General features: G+C 67.0%; 13 protein-coding genes. 10 read left to right on the top strand and 3 right to left on the bottom strand.

What is annotated here, in order from left to right:
- Positions 1 to 2,578, bottom strand: a 2,578-nt coding sequence (gene recC, locus LQT98_RS07405) for an exodeoxyribonuclease V subunit gamma (RefSeq protein ID WP_231461721.1), incomplete at its 3' end; no start/stop codon positions are given.
- Between the two features lie 212 nt (positions 2,579 to 2,790).
- Between recC and LQT98_RS24025 the strand changes: the two genes are divergently transcribed.
- From LQT98_RS24025 to LQT98_RS07460, 10 genes are all read left to right on the top strand, one after another.
- Positions 2,791 to 3,222, top strand: a complete 432-nt coding sequence (locus LQT98_RS24025; RefSeq protein WP_053074236.1) for a type IV pilin protein — start codon at positions 2,791 to 2,793, stop codon at positions 3,220 to 3,222.
- The gene (locus LQT98_RS07420) at positions 3,204 to 3,719 is read left to right on the top strand and encodes a hypothetical protein (RefSeq protein WP_156183745.1); all 516 of its coding nucleotides are present in this window, start codon (positions 3,204 to 3,206) and stop codon (positions 3,717 to 3,719) included. Before LQT98_RS24025 ends, LQT98_RS07420 begins: the two co-directional genes overlap by 19 nt.
- Positions 3,709 to 4,098, top strand: coding sequence for a hypothetical protein (locus tag LQT98_RS07425; RefSeq protein ID WP_048408647.1), 390 nt, complete (start codon positions 3,709 to 3,711; stop codon positions 4,096 to 4,098). Before LQT98_RS07420 ends, LQT98_RS07425 begins: the two co-directional genes overlap by 11 nt.
- Positions 4,091 to 4,783: a prepilin-type N-terminal cleavage/methylation domain-containing protein gene (locus tag LQT98_RS07430; RefSeq protein WP_231461722.1), complete on the top strand. Its 693-nt coding sequence runs from the start codon at positions 4,091 to 4,093 to the stop codon at positions 4,781 to 4,783. The genes LQT98_RS07425 and LQT98_RS07430 overlap by 8 nt, the downstream gene beginning before the upstream one ends.
- Positions 4,780 to 6,777 carry a hypothetical protein gene (locus LQT98_RS07435; RefSeq protein WP_231461723.1) on the top strand — a complete coding sequence of 666 codons (1,998 nt, stop codon included), beginning with the start codon at positions 4,780 to 4,782 and terminating at the stop codon, positions 6,775 to 6,777. The genes LQT98_RS07430 and LQT98_RS07435 overlap by 4 nt, the downstream gene beginning before the upstream one ends.
- A gap of 31 nt (positions 6,778 to 6,808) precedes the next feature.
- The gene (locus LQT98_RS07440) at positions 6,809 to 7,195 is read left to right on the top strand and encodes a SirB2 family protein (RefSeq protein ID WP_048408644.1); all 387 of its coding nucleotides are present in this window, start codon (positions 6,809 to 6,811) and stop codon (positions 7,193 to 7,195) included.
- A 149-nt stretch (positions 7,196 to 7,344) separates the two neighbouring features.
- Positions 7,345 to 8,361 carry a ubiquinone anaerobic biosynthesis protein UbiU gene (gene ubiU / locus LQT98_RS07445; RefSeq protein ID WP_231461724.1) on the top strand — a complete coding sequence of 339 codons (1,017 nt, stop codon included), beginning with the start codon at positions 7,345 to 7,347 and terminating at the stop codon, positions 8,359 to 8,361.
- A 25-nt stretch (positions 8,362 to 8,386) separates the two neighbouring features.
- The gene (locus LQT98_RS07450; protein ID WP_231461725.1) at positions 8,387 to 9,316 is read left to right on the top strand and encodes a U32 family peptidase; all 930 of its coding nucleotides are present in this window, start codon (positions 8,387 to 8,389) and stop codon (positions 9,314 to 9,316) included.
- Complete coding sequence (gene ubiT, locus LQT98_RS07455; protein WP_048408642.1) at positions 9,303 to 9,737, top strand: ubiquinone anaerobic biosynthesis accessory factor UbiT; 435 nt, start codon at positions 9,303 to 9,305, stop codon at positions 9,735 to 9,737. The genes LQT98_RS07450 and ubiT overlap by 14 nt, the downstream gene beginning before the upstream one ends.
- Positions 9,738 to 9,854: 117 nt before the next feature.
- A complete protein-coding gene (locus LQT98_RS07460) occupies positions 9,855 to 10,613 on the top strand; it encodes a GGDEF domain-containing protein (RefSeq protein WP_231461726.1) in 759 nt (252 codons plus the stop codon).
- A gap of 1 nt (position 10,614) precedes the next feature.
- Here LQT98_RS07460 and LQT98_RS07465 read toward each other — a convergent pair whose 3' ends face one another.
- On the bottom strand, positions 10,615 to 11,907 hold the full coding sequence (locus LQT98_RS07465; RefSeq protein WP_231461728.1) for an NAD(P)/FAD-dependent oxidoreductase: 1,293 nt from the start codon (positions 11,905 to 11,907) through the stop codon (positions 10,615 to 10,617).
- Between the two features lie 216 nt (positions 11,908 to 12,123).
- Positions 12,124 to 13,089, bottom strand: a complete 966-nt coding sequence (locus LQT98_RS07470) for a LysR family transcriptional regulator (RefSeq protein WP_048408640.1) — start codon at positions 13,087 to 13,089, stop codon at positions 12,124 to 12,126.
- Positions 13,090 to 13,295 lie beyond the last annotated feature (206 nt).

The following is a 13,295-nucleotide window of genomic DNA, read 5'->3' on the forward strand; positions in this document are numbered from 1 at the left end:
GGCCCAGCGCCGCCGGCGGCAGCAGGCCGGCGGCGGCGACGCGCTCGCGCACCGGCGCTTGCGGACGACGGTGCAGCATCGCTTCCACCAATTGCGCGCGCACCGCGCGGCTGGCGTCGCCATCCAGCGCAAACGGCTCGCGCACCGGCAATTCATCTTCGCCGCCAAACAGCCGTATCGCCAGCCGGTCCGCCAGCCAGGCGCGCACCGGGTTGCGCCAGAAGCGGATGAAATCATGCAGATTGACCACCCCGCTGAACGCCGCCGACGGCAGCTCACCGGCGAAGGGGCGCGGCGCGGTCAAGGGCTGAGCCAGCGCGGCGGCGAAAGTGGGCTCGAAACTGGCCAGCCGCGGGTCCACGCCATCGTAAGCGGCGGGCGAGAACGGCTGCAGCGGATGGCGCACCGTCAGTTCCCGCGCCAGATCCTGCCCGCACATGGAGGAGAAACAATCCAGCAGTTCGGCGATCAGCGGCGACGGCGGCAGCGGCTCGCCGCTGCGGGCGGACTGGCCGACATAGGACAGATACAGTTTTTCCCGCGCCGACAGAATCGCTTCCAGGAATAGATAACGGTCGTCGAAACGGCGCGAACGATCGCCGCGGCGCGGATGGCGCGCCACCAGGTCGAAGCTGACCGGGCGCTCGTCGCGCGGATAGGCCCCGTCGTTCATGCCGATCAGGCACAGCACCCGGAAAGGGATGGAACGCATCGGCACCATCGCGCAGAAGGTAACGCCGCCGGAGAGAAAGCCCAGCGGCGAGGACTGGGTCAGCTTGCGCTTCAGCCAATCGCGCACCACCGGCAGGCCCAGCGCCTGGTCGAAACCGGCCAGCTCAGTGTCCGTCGCCAGTTCCGCCAAGGCCGCGCGCAGTGTCTCCAACGCGTTCTCCTCGTCGGCGTCGGCGTCGAACAGGCGCTCGCAAGCTTGCTGCAAGCGCTCCGCCCACTGCGCCGGGCTCGCCGGCCGCGCCCATTCCTCGGCCACGCGCTCCAGCTCGCGATAGCAGGCGGAGAAGCGTCCCAGCGCCTCCGCCAGCTGGCCCTGGGCGCTGCCATGCGGCAGCAAGCCGGCGAACAGGCCGCTGTCGTCGCCGGCCAGCGCCGGCGGCAGCACCGCGCCCAGCAACAGCCGGTCCAGGCCCCAGCGCCAAGTAAACAACGGATCGGCCGGCAGGCCCAGCGCCGCCTTGTGCGCGGCGTCGCGCCCCCAGCGGATGCCGGATTCCCGCACCCATTGCTGGATGAAGGGCACGTCGGCGTCGCCCAGGCCGAAACGGCGCAGCAAGGCCGGCGCATCCAGCAGCGCCAGCACCTGGTCGGCGGCGAAACGGGAGTCCGCCAGATCCAGCAGCGCGGCATAACTGGCCAGCAACGGTTCCTCGCGCACGATGCGGCGGTCGGCGATGCTGTAGGGGATGTCCGGCGCGGCATCCTCATGCGCGCGGGCGCCGAACACGGCGTCGATATAGGGCGCGTAACTATTGATGTCCGGGGTCAGCACCGCCACGTCGGCGGGATTCAGGCCCGGCTCGTCGCGGAACATCGCCAGCAGCCGGTCCTTCAGTATCTCAAGCTCGCGCATCGGACCATGGGCCGCGTGGATCTGCACCGAGTCGTCGCCGGGCGCCAGCGGCCGCGGCGCGTCCTTGGGATCGTTCAACTGCAGGATGTCGCGCTGCAGCCGCGCCAGCAGGCTGTCTCCGTTCGGCGCGGCGAACAGCGGCCGCGCGTCCAGTTCGCTGTCCTCCGCGATCAGTTCGAAGAAGTCGCGGCCCTGCTTGCCCAGCGAGGCCAGCAAGGGATGGCCCTCGGTGGCGAACAGATCCCCCTTCTGCTGCAGCTTGAGCTTGCGACGCGCATCGACGATGTCGCCCCAGTACGCTTCGCAGGGGTTGAGGGTGAACAGGCAGACATCGGTGAGCTGGGCCAGGCGCTTGACCAGGGCCAGATACATCGGCGCCAGGCTGGCGATGCCGAACAGCGTCACCCGTTCCGGCAGATGCTCGGACGTGAGTTCGGCGAAGAACTCGTCCAGCATGCGCACGCGGTGGCGGCTGGGATCGGTGGCAGCCAAACGGCGCCACAGCGCGGCCTGCCAGGCTTCATCATCGCCCAGGCCCAGCAGTTGGCCCGCCTCCCAGGCGCGGATCCAGTCCGGCCGGAACACCAGGTATTGGTCAAAGATGTCCGCCACCTTGCCGGCCAGCTCGAAGCAGGCCGCCTCGCCGCCTTCCAGATAGCGCAACAAGGCGAGAAAAGGCTCGCCCTGCAAGGTCGGCAGCAGTTCCATCAGCCGCCAGCTCAGCACTTCCGGCGCGAACGAGGATTTGCGCGGCAATTCCGGCATTACCCGCTGCATCAGCCGCCAGGCGAAAGCGGCCGGCAGCACAAAGTCCAGATTGGCGGCGACGCCATTGCTGCGCGCCAGATCCAACGTGATCCAACGCCCCATGCCGCGACTTTGCACGATCACGGTTTCCGGCGCGAACGGGTCGGACAACGGCAGGCTCTGGCTCATGCCGCAAAACAACTGACCCAGTTGCTCCAAGCGGTTGGACTGGTAAAGAAGCAGCATGCGAAAAATCGGTGGTGGTGAAATCAGCCCAAGTGTAGCATCCGTGGCCGGCCGGCGGCGGCCAACGCCGCGTGGCAGATCCTGCCGCGTCAAGCCGGTGGCCGCGCCGCTTTGTTTCTTCGCCAGGAATACTAATGGCATATTGATGCCAATCAATACCAATATAAATCCAATAACGCTAAAATATGACATTTACCTGTCAAGGCTTTGTCGTGAGCTCACCCGCCCGGCCGCAACGCCAATCCGGCTTCACCCTGATCGAGATGATGGTGGTGGCCGCCATCGTCGGCATCCTGCTCTTGGTGGCAGTGCCCTCCTACCAACGCCATGTGCAGGCGGCCAAGGCCAATACCGCCAAAAGCGACCTGATGGCGCTGAGCCTGGCGCTGGAAAACCACAAACTGCTGCATCTGAGCTATCCCGCCGCCAGCGCCGACAACGCCAGCGCCATCCGCTCCGCGCTGGGCAATGCCAGCTGGCAGCCGGCGCAAGCGGAATTCAGCTACCGCTACCAGCCGCAGGGCGCGTCCTTCCTGCTCACCGCCAGCGGCGTCAGCGCCCAGCTGTCCGGTTGCGTGCTGCAGCTCAACGGCGCCGACCACAGCGCCAATACCAGCAGCGCCGCATGTCAAACCCAATGGTGAGCCCACCGCGTCGCCAAAGCGGACTGACGCTGATGGAACTGTGCGCGGCCCTGGCCCTGATCGCCCTGCTGGCCCTGCTCAGCGTGCCGCTGGCCCAGGGCTGGAGCGACGCGCACAAGCTGGCGCTGGGCCGCAGCCAACTGGCCCGCGCCTATGCCCAGACCCAGGCCGCGGCGCTGAGCAATCCGCAAGCGGCCCCGCCGGAACAAGCCGCCGCGGTGCTGATGGCCAGCGCGGAAGGCCAGCTGTGCGTGTTCGCCGGCACGCCGGCCAGCGGCACTCAGGGCGCGCACTGCCAGGGCGCCGCCATCTGGCGCGGCGTCACGCCGCGGCCGGTGACGCTGGCCAAGCACTGCCAGGCCGCGCCCGCCGCGCAATGCCTGGCGCTGGACAACCGGGGCCAGCCGCTACCGATCCAGGCGGCCGGTGTCGATTGCGGCACGCGGCTCGCGTATTGCATTCGCGGCACCCAACAGGAGCTCAGCGGTGACTTATAAGGCTCAAACCGGCATCAGCCTGCTGGAAAGCCTGATCGCCATGCTGCTGCTGATGCTGACCGGCCTCGGCATCGTCTTCGTCAACGCGCGCAGCCTGGGCAGCCAACAACAGCTGCAACAACATGCGCTGGCCTTGAGCAAGGCGCGGGAGCAGTTGCAGCAAGGCACGCTGCCCTGCGACAGCGCCGGCGACTGGCAACTGGCCAGCGGCGTCGCCGCCACTGCCCGTCTGAACTGCAACACCGTGCCAGCGGTGACGCTGCGCGGGCAGCCGCAGAACGGCGGCGCCGAGATCGCCGCCAACGCCAGGCTGCGCGGCCAGACCCTGAGCGTGCGCGATGCGGCCTCCGCCCCTCTCTCCCTGAGCAATCATGAATAAGCGCGCCGCCGGTTTCACTCTGCTGGAGCTGCTGATCGGCATGCTGCTGGCCTTGATCACCACGCTGGCGATGCTGACGCTGTATCGCCAGACCGCGCGCAGCCTGTTCCATCCGGAGCAAGGCAGCGCCAGCCTGGCGCAGCAGGACGGCCAACTGATGGCGGCCTTGCTCAGCGTGCAGCAGCAGGCACAGGAAGCCGGCTTCGGCGCCGCCGGCGGCCGTGGACAAAACCTGCAGCTGCTGTCGCTCAGCGATTTGCGCGTGGACGCCGACGGCACGATCACCGCGCTCAGCATCGCGCCGGCCGCCTCCGGCACCGCCAATGCGGCGGCATGGCGCTACCGTCCCAGCCTGGACGCCAATGCTTACGCCTGCCGCGGCGTGGCCAGCCTGGGCGCGGCCGGCCAGGCCAGCACGCTCTACCTGCTGCAGGCCGACGCCTGCGCCAATCTGGACGACACGCTGGCGCAAGCGTCGCAGTGGCGCGCGCGCGCCTTGAGTAGCCCGCTGCCGGCGCGGCGCCGGCTCAGCCTGGAACTGCGGCTGACCCAATCCTGCTGGCCCTACGCCGCCGCCACGGCCAGCCAGACCTATCCCCTGCTGCTGCTCAATTACCGCGACACGCAACGGGACGAAATCCGCAGCTTCGCCAGTTGCCTGACCAATCTGGCGGACCCGACATGAAGCCTACCTCCCTCCCGCGCCGCCAGCGCGGCGTCGCCGCGGTGCTGATGGTGCTGCTCACCGGCATGGCCCTGACCGCGCTGGCGCTGGGCGGCATGCACCATCTGCGCGGCCAGCAGGAACTGACCCGCTCGCTGCGCGGCAATAGCGAGGCGCAGTGGCGCGCCTGGACCGGCGTGGAGCTGGTGCGGCAATACTTGTCGGCGCTGACGCCACAGCAGATCGACGCGCTGGAGCACGACGGCGCCGAGCTCAACCTGGACCGCGCCAGCTTGCCGGTGGCAAGCCGCGCGCTGGCCGACGCGCTCCGGATCAAACTGCTGCCGGCCCCGCGCGCCGCCGGCGCCGTGGTCAAAGACGATAAGGTTTCCGCGTGGATCACCGCGCGCAGCGACGACGCCAGTGTCACGCTGGAAGTGGTCTATCAACTGGGCGGCGCGCCCGTACCCCCCAGCGCCAACGCGGCGGCGCAGATCCGCGGCGGCCTGTCCACCAGCGGCAATATCCGCGTCACCGGCGCCAAGGACGCGTTATTGCAAGTGGAAGGCGCGGTGGACACCAGCGGCAGCCTGATCGGCGTCAGCGCGATCCAGGCCACCGGCGACATCCTGTTCCAGGGCAACCCGGCGCGCGAAGACGGTCAGGCCCCGCTCAGCCTGTGGAGCAATGGCGACATCCGCGTCAACAGCGGTCAGTTCCTGACGTTGAAAGCGCGCGGCAACATCACCATGGGCAGCGGCAGCGATGTGGAAACCGCCGCCGCCAATGGCGCGGTCAGCAGCAGCGGTGAGCGGGTGGGCCGGTTGGCCGCCATCGGCGATGTAACCCTGGCCGCCAACGTCGCCATTTCCGCGCAATTACTGAGCCAGGGCGATGTGCGCACCAGCAGCAGCAACCGCCTGAACGCGCTGCGCGCCCAGGGCCAGCTCGACAGCCGCGGCAACGCCAATATCGACGACGGTATCATCGGCGGCGCCTTCAGCCACAACGGCGCGCAGATTTTCGACGCCACCGGCCAACCGCGCCAACTGCCGCCGGGCACGGTGCGGGTGCGTCACCAGGCCGGGCTGAAAGTGCCGCTGGAGCCGGTGCCGGAATTCCGCCTCGGCGCCACCCGCATCAACGCCAACGATTACCGAGACGCGGCCAATCTCATCATTTACTGGGACCCGGCCGACCGCTCCGCCGACACGCTGCAGCGCATCCGGATCAGGCTGCAGCATATGGCCGGCGTGCCGGACGGCGCGGTCTACCGGCTGGGCCGGCAGCGCGCCGATGACTGGCAGCGCAACGATCTGTGTCCGGCGCTGCAGCCGGATGGCAAGCGCTGCGCGCCGGTCTCCGGCCAGCCGGTCTTGCGCCTGTGCGAAAGCGACGCGGAAAGCTGTCTGGGTGGCAGCAATGCGCAACAGTGGCTGCTGAAACTCAAGCCGCCGCAGGGCATGCTGCCCGGCGTGGTGCTGTTCGAAGGCAATCTGTCCCTGTACGGCAGGCTGGACAACGCCATCCTCGCCACCGGCCATATCGAAACCAGCAGCAATGTCGAACTGTGGAGCCTGCGCCAGGCCGGTGCGGCGCGTGTGTGCCGCAGTCCGGACTTTCCGGACGCCTACCCGCTGAACCACTGCAGCGTGGACCGCAATGCGTTGCGCGAATCGCCGCTGCTGGGGATCGCGCTGCTGGCCGGCGGCTACGACGCGGCCCAGGCCTTCAGCGGCGGCAAGATCAAGCTGGGCGCCAGCAATCGCATCCATGGCGCGGTGCTGGCCGGCGACACCCTGGACACCGCCGGCAGCACCCATATCTTCGGACCGGTCAGCGCCGCGCTGCAAAGCCGGCCGCCCGGCAGTCCACCACCCTCTCGGCCGCTGAACAGCCTGGGCGCGGAAACCGTGATCGACATCAGCGGTCAGAACGGTTTGCCGGGCGAAGGCGGCGGCACGCCGAACCCGCAAGCGGGCGCGGCGCGGGTATTATGGGCACGCTACCGTTAAGCGCCGTCCAACCAATTAACTTGGGATACCCATGTACCCTTACCTGATCGTCAAACACGCCCATATGGGTTTCGCCTATCTGTCGATTCTGCTGTTCGCCGCGCGCGGCGGCCTGATGCTGAGCGGCAAACAGCACATCCTGGCGCTGAAGCCGCTGCGCATCCTGCCGCACGTGATCGACACCCTGCTGCTGGGCTGTGCCATCGCGCTGGTGGTGATGGGCGGCTGGCCGGTTCTGCAAAGTCCCTGGCTGCTGGCCAAGCTCGCCGGCCTGGTGCTGTACATCGTGCTCGGCACCATCGCGCTGCGCCGCGGCAAAACCAAGCAGACCCGCTTGATCGCCTTCATCTGCGCGCTGGCGACGGTGCTCTACATCCTGCTGGTGGCCAAGACCAAGATGGTGGTGCCGTTCTTCTAGCAAGCCGGCTACGATCAAGCGTGTGTCGCGAGGCGCAACGCCCCAGCTCGCAAACAAACGCCGAGCCCTCCGCCCGCGCTTGACCCAGAACAAGGCCCCGCGACGCGGGGCTTGTTATTGTCGGCGGGTTTTGAACCGGACCGACCAAGATGGCTCTGCACACATCCCTGCCCGAGCTGGTCTGCCCCGCAGGCAGCCTGCCGGCGCTGAAGGCCGCGGTGGATAACGGTGCCGACACCGTTTATCTGGGCCTGAAAAACCAGACCAACGCCCGCAATTTCGCCGGGCTGAACTTCGACGACGCCAGCGCGCGCGAAGGCATCGCCTATGCGCATCGCCACAACCGCAAAGTGCTGCTGGCGATCAACACCTTCGCCCAGGGCGGCGACTCCAGCCGCTGGCGCGCGGCGGTGGACCAGGGCGCGGCGCTGGGCGCCGACGCGCTGATCCTGGCCGATCTGGGCCTGATGGCCTACGCCGCCGAACGCCATCCGCAGCTGCGCCTGCACATGTCGGTGCAAAGCTCGGCCACCAATTACGAAGCCATCAATCTGGCGCGCGACATGTTCGGCATCCGCCGCGCGGTGTTGCCGCGGGTGCTGACGCTGGACCAGGTTCGCCATGTGATCGAGCACACCGATGTCGAGATCGAAGTATTCGGCTTCGGCAGCCTGTGCGTGATGGTGGAAGGCCGCTGCCAGCTGTCCAGCTATGCCACCGGCGAATCGCCGAATACCCACGGCGTGTGCTCGCCAGCCAAATTCGTGCGCTGGGAGCCCGGTGAGCGGTGCATGAACGCCCGCCTCAACGACATCCTGATCGATAGCTACCGCGACGACGAGCCCGCCGGCTATCCGACGCTGTGCAAGGGCCGTTTCGAAGTGCGAGACGAAACCTATTACGCGCTGGAAGAACCCACCAGCCTCAATGTGCTGGACATGCTGCCGCAGATCATCGCCAGCGGCGTGGCCGCGATCAAGGTGGAAGGCCGCCAGCGCAGCCCGGCCTATGTGGCCCAGGTGACGCGCGCGCTGCGCGAAGCGCTGGACGCCGCCGGCCGCGACGGCGCGCGCTTCCAGTCGCGCCCGGCCTGGCACCAGGCGCTGGACAAGGTGTCGGAAGGGCAACAGCAAACGCTGGGCGCCTACAACCGGCCATGGAAATGAACGCCGCCCGCGCAGAAAGCCGCCTATGACTACCATCAATCTGCAACTGACGCTGGGGCCGGTGCTGTTCTTCTGGCCGCGCGACACCCTGCTGGACTTCTACGCCGCCGCCGCCGACTGGCCGCTGGACCGCATCTACCTGGGCGAAGTGGTGTGCTCGCGCCGCCAACAGATGCGGCCGCAGGACTGGATCTCGCTGGCGCGCGATCTGAGCGCCGCCGGCAAACAAGTCACCCTCAGCTGCCAGGCGCTGCTGGAAAGCGAATCCGACCTGCGCCGCGCGCGCCAATTGGCCGCCAACGGCGACATCGCGCTGGAGGCCAACGACCTGGGCGCGATCAAGCTGGCGCGCGAACACGGCCTGCCCTTCGTCGCCGGCCCGCATCTGAACATCTACAACGCCGACACCCTGAAGCTGATCCGCGGCTGGGGCGCCGAACGCTGGGTGCCGCCGGTGGAAATGGACCGCGCCACGCTGGCCGAGCTGCTCGCCCGCTACGCCGAAATCGGCGCGCCCATCGCCACCGAAGTCTTCGCCTGGGGCAAGCTGCCGCTGGCGCTGTCGGCGCGCTGCTTCACCGCCCGCCATTACAATCTGAGCAAGGACGACTGCCAATTCCGCTGCCTGGACCACCCGGACGGCCTGGCCATGCGCACCCAGGACCAGCAGGACTTCCTCACTCTCAACGGCATTCAAACCCTGTCCGCCGGCTGTCATAGCCTGCTGCCGCACCTGACCGAACTCGCCGCCGCCGGCGCCGGCGCGGTGCGCATCAGCCCGCAGTCCCGCGCCACCGGCGACATCGTCGCGCTGTTCCGCCAGGCGCTGGACGGCGCCGATCCGGCCGCCCAGCACGCGGCCAGCAGCCCGTTCGCCGACGGGGCGCTGGTGGACGGCTACTGGCGCGGCCAGGCCGGCAATCAAGCCATAGGAGCATCGCATGCGCATTCCTGATCTCGCCCTGCCCTCCGCCGCGGCCACGCTGCTGTCCCGGCTGCCGGCCACGCCGCCAGCCTGGCTGCTGGCGGCCAGCCTCAACCAATTGGCGCGCCGCGGCGTGCTGCCGGCGGAAATGGAACTGCTGGCCGGCCGCCGCTTCGCCATCCGCGTGCTGGACGCCGGCCTGACGCTGCGCTTCCGCGCCGACGCTCAAGGCTTCCACGCCGACTCCGCCGACGGCGACGCCGATCTGCGCTTGTCGGCGACGCTGGCAGACTTCGCCCGCATGATGCTGCGCGAGGAAGACCCGGACACACTGTTCTTCCACCGCAAACTGCAGATCGAGGGCGATACCGAGCTGGGACTCATCGTCAAAAACCTGCTGGACAGCGTGGACTGGAGCGCCACGCCGCTGGCGCGCTTCATGGCCGCCTGAGCGCCGAGCGCGCGCGCGGCTTGTGGCCGGGCCAAGTTTGGGCTAATCCGAAAAGAATAAACACAAAGCAAAGCCGCCTCCCGGCGGCTTGCCATCATCGGAAACGGCCCAAGCCCCATGAAGCCACGCCTGTTCAGCCCACGGCTGATCCTACTAGACCTGGTCATCCTGCTGCTGGCCAATCTGCTGATTTTCTGGCTGGCCGACCGCTTTCAGCTGACTTCCGCGCCGGCTGACCATAGTCATACCATGGGCCTGGCGCTGGTGCTGTGCGTCAATCTGGTGCTGTCGCTGGCGCTATTCGCTTATCGCCGCGCGCGCGAATCCCACGCCATGCTGCAGGAACTGAACACCATCGCCGGCCAGGACGCGGTCACCGGCCTGGCCAACCGCCGCCAGGCCAACACCATCCTCGACCGCGAAACCGAGCGCTCCTACCGCACCCGGCGGCCATTCTCGGTGCTGCTGCTGGACATCGACCATTTCAAGGACGTCAACGACAACTACGGCCACTTGGCCGGCGACCAGGTGCTGGCCGCTTTCGGACAACTGCTGCAGAAACGCGCGCGCCAGCTGGACACCGTGGTGCGCTGGGGCGGCGACGAATTCCTGGTGATCTGTCCGGAAACGGATCAGACCGGCGCGCTGGCGCTGGCGGACGATATCCGTCAGCGGCTGGCGCAAACCGAGCTGCCGGCGGTGAAGCATCTGAGCACCAGCATAGGCGTGGCCACCCAGACTCTGGACGATATGCCGGAAACCCTGCTGCACCGCGCCGACATGTATCTGTACGCGGCCAAGAACGCCGGCCGCAACCGCGTGGTGGGCGAGGCCGGCAGCGCCAGCCGCGAGCGCCGCCTCGCTCCGGAGGAATGACTCACCACCCCAGGCGGTCCCTCAAGCCATACCACCAGGCGCCCAGCGTCAGCATCGGCACCCGCAGCGCCCGCCCACCAGGGAAGGGGTAATGCGGCAGGCCGGCGAAATGGTCGAAGCGCGCGCTGTCGCCGTCTATCGCCTCCGCCAGCAAGCGCCCGGCCAGGTGGGTATAGGTGACGCCATGGCCGCTGCAGCCTTGCGAATAATAGATATTGTCGCCTATGCGCCCGGCCTGCGGCAGCCGCGACAGCGTCAGCGAGAAATTGCCGGTCCAGCCGAACTCGATCTTGTAATCGGCCAGCTGCGGGAAAGTCTTCAACATCTTGGGACGAATCAAGCGCTCCACCTCGCCCGGATCGCGCGCGCCATAGACGGTGCCGCCGCCGTACAACAGCCGGTTGTCGGCGGTCAGCCGGTAGTAGTCCAGCAGGAAGTTGCAATCCTCCACGCAGTGATCGCCCGGCAGCAGGCTCTTGGCCAACGCCTCCGGCAGGCGCTCGGTGGTGATCACCTGGGTGCCGCAGGGCAAGCTCTTTTCCGCCAGCGCCGGCACCAGTTCTCCCAGATAGGCATTGCCGGCCACCACCAGGAAACGGCTGCTGATCTCGCCGCAGGCGGTCTCTACCCGCACCCGGCCGCCGGGATGAATCTTCAGCGCCGCCGATTGCTCGAAAATCCGCCCGCCCAGCGATTCCAGCGCCGCCGCCTCGCCCAGCGCCAGGTTCAAGGGATGGAGATGGCCGCCCCAGTTGTCGAGCAAGGCGCCGGCATATTGCTGCGACGCCACGATGCCGCGCATGCCCTCGCGGTCGATCAACTGCAGGCCGGTATGGCCATGGCTCTCCCACAGCCGCTTCTTGGCCGCCAGTTCGTCCAGCTGCTTCTGAGTGAAGGCGGCGAACACATTGCCGGTTTTCAGATCGCACTGGATGCCGTAGCGCTCGATGCGCTCGCGAATGATGCGACCGCCCTCGAAAGCCATCGCGCCCAGCGCCGTGGCCGCCGCCTTGCCGTGGCGGCGTTCGATCACGTCCATGTCGCGGCTGTAGCTGTTGACGATCTGGCCGCCGTTGCGTCCGGATGCGCCCCAGCCCACCCGCGCCGCCTCCAGCACCGCCACCTGATAGCCGCGCTCGGCCAAGTGCAGCGCGGTGGAGAGGCCGGTATAACCGGCGCCTATCACGCAGACATCCACTTGCTGCACGCCCTGCAGCGGCGGGCGCATCGGCGCGGGATGGGCGGATGCGGCGTAATAAGAGCTCGTGTGTTCCAGTCGGGCCGGCGCGTTCATGGCAGTCTCCTTGGCGAGCCGGACGCGGCGGGGCTTATTGGGCGCGCGGCGGCTTCGTTCATGATTTGTATAAAAATACAATACACTCGCTCATTATAATTAACAACAGCTAGCCGAAAGGAGGATGCCGCCAGCGCTCGCCCAGCTATCCGCGTTGGAAAACGGCAACAAAAAAGCCAGCGCGAGCGCTGGCTTTTTTGTTGCCGAATCCGAAGTTCAGACGGCGTTCTTCTGCGCCGCCTTGCGTTTGGCGCTGAGATCCAGCCCCGGCAGGTCCGCCATGATGTCCGGATGGTCCGCCAGCTTCTCCACCACGAAGTCCACGAACACCCGGGTACGCGGCGCGATATGGTCGCGATGCGGGAAACAGATGTATATGGAACGCTCCAGCGACACCATATCGGTCAGCACCGGCTCCAGTTCACCGGAACGGATCAGGTGCACCACCTCGTGGCCCGGCAGTTGGGCCACGCCCATGCCTAGGCGCGCCAGCTCGGCCACCGCCTCCATCTCGTTCAAGGTATAAGTGCCGTTGACCTCCAGCGGAATGCGTTCGCCCTTGCGGTCGAACTCCCATTTGAACAAGCGTCCGGACGTGGGGAACTGGAAGTTGATGCAATCGTGGTTGCTCAACTCCTCCGGCGCGCTGGGACGGCCATGCAAGTCCCAGTACCCGGGCGAAGCCACCACGTAGAGCGGCATCTGCGCCAGATTGCGCGCCACCATGCGGCTGTCCGGCATCATGCCGGAACGCACGCCCACATCGTAGCCGTCCTCGATCAGGTCGCTGAAATGATCGTCCAGGCCGAAGAACACGCGCACCTTGGGATAACGTTCGCAAAACTCGCCCATGATGGGCAGGATGAAACGCCGGCCGAAGGAATTGGGCATGCTGACCCGCAGATGGCCTGCTGGTTCGTCACGGCTGGCCTTGAGCTGGTTGATCGCCGAATCCAGATTGTTCACCGGACCGCGGCACTGAGCGTAAAAACGGCGTCCGTCCTCGGTCAGCGTCAATTGGCGCGTGGTGCGGTTGAACAGGCGGACCTCCAACTCCTGCTCCAAGCGGGCAATACTCTGGCTGATGGCGGCCGGCGACACGCCGAGCTTGCGCGCGGCGTCGGAGAAACTGCCGTTTTCCGCCGTGGTCATGAAGACCATCAATGCTTTTAAGGTGTCCATATCAGGGATGTTCCAGGCTCGGCATTGCTCACCCTTTTTATGCCAGTCAGCCTGGGGGGATTTGACAATGCTGATAACATTATTAAGTAGTATCTCTTTAAAAAGGGTACACCAAACCCTTAGGCGATTAAAGGAGAACTTGCAAATTGTTCTGAATGCATCTTCGCGACAAACTCACGCCTGAAACAGGCCTACCACGCAGCTTC

The organism is Chromobacterium aquaticum (genome assembly GCF_021129195.1).
GTDB lineage: Bacteria > Pseudomonadota > Gammaproteobacteria > Burkholderiales > Chromobacteriaceae > Chromobacterium > Chromobacterium aquaticum.